The organism is Kosmotoga sp., from assembly GCF_982836095.1.
This window is the reverse complement of record NZ_CEYIHJ010000111.1, coordinates 1-1,172: the sequence shown is the minus strand read 5'-3', so window position 1 is coordinate 1,172 and position 1,172 is coordinate 1. Positions and strand designations below refer to the sequence as shown.

Annotated in this window: 2 protein-coding genes; both read left to right on the top strand. The window is 46.2% G+C overall.

Going from position 1 to position 1,172, the window contains the following annotated elements; all coding sequences use genetic code 11:
* Positions 1-311, top strand: a 311-nt coding sequence (locus AC3LHT_RS07680) for a nitronate monooxygenase (protein ID WP_488662473.1), incomplete at its 5' end; no start/stop codon positions are given.
* Positions 308-1,172: ACP S-malonyltransferase (gene fabD / locus AC3LHT_RS07675; protein ID WP_488662472.1), on the top strand; the 865-nt coding region annotated here is incomplete at its 3' end. The genes AC3LHT_RS07680 and fabD, both read left to right, overlap by 4 nt.

The following is a 1,172-nucleotide window of genomic DNA, read 5'->3' as shown; positions in this document are numbered from 1 at the left end:
CCAGTTCTCTCGATGCCGTAGTTACTGGTGAGAGCACGGGGCATCCGGTGAGATCTCTGAGGAACTCTCTTACAAAAAAGCTGCTGGAACTTGAAGCAAAAGAAGCGAGTTTTGAAGAATTTGAAAAACTTGCGATAGGTGGGTTGAAACGGGCAGTCAGAGAAGGCGACATAAAAACTGGTTCCGTTATGGCAGGCCAGGTTGCCGGGCTTGTTAAGGAAATAAAACCAGTAAAGGAAATCATTGAAGAAATCTATAAAGGTGCTGAAAAGATTTTCAGAAATTTCGCGGAAATGGGGGTTGAGAAATGAAAGCATGGATATTTCCCGGACAAGGCGCACAATACGTTGGTATGGGAAAAGACCTTTATAATCATCACATTGCCCGTGGATTCATGAGCAGGGCATGTGAAGCTCTTGGTATAGATTTATTGAACCTTATGCTTGAAGGCCCGGAAGAGGAATTAACACTTACCGAGAATGCACAGCCTGCTATTTTGCTTCACAGCGTTGCAACAGCAGAACTGTTGAGAATGAATCGCCAATATCCGGACATAGTCGCCGGATTCAGCCTTGGGGAATTCAGCGCGCTGGTAGTTGCCAGAGTGTTCTCTTTTCATGATGCACTGAGGCTTGTAAGATTGAGGGGAAAGGCAATGCAGGAAGCTGTTGCGCCGGGAGTGGGAAGCATGGCAGCAATCATAGGCCTTGAAGCCATACAGATCGAGGCTATTTGCAAGGAAGTATCTCCTGAAGAAGAAGTTATCATTGCCAATTACAACGCTCCTGGACAGGTTACTATTTCAGGTATAAAGGAAAAAGTTCTTCAGGTACTTGAAAGAGCTAAAGCCATGGGTGCAAGACGGGCAGTAGAATTGAAGGTAAGCGCACCTTTCCATACGAAATACATGTTAAATGCCAGTGAGAAGCTTAGAAAAGCACTGCGTGAAATAGAGATAAAACCTCCAAAGATACCTGTGATCTCCAATGTTACAGGCGAACCTTTTCCAGATGATCCAGTGGAAATCAGAGAGCTCATCGCTAAGCAAGCGTGTAGCCCCGTTCGTTGGGAAAGTTCTGTAAGAAAGATGGTTGCCATGGGTGCAAGTTTCTTCCTGGAAGTGGGGCCCGGCAAAGTCCTCACCGGCTTGAACAGGAGGATAGACAGGCGCG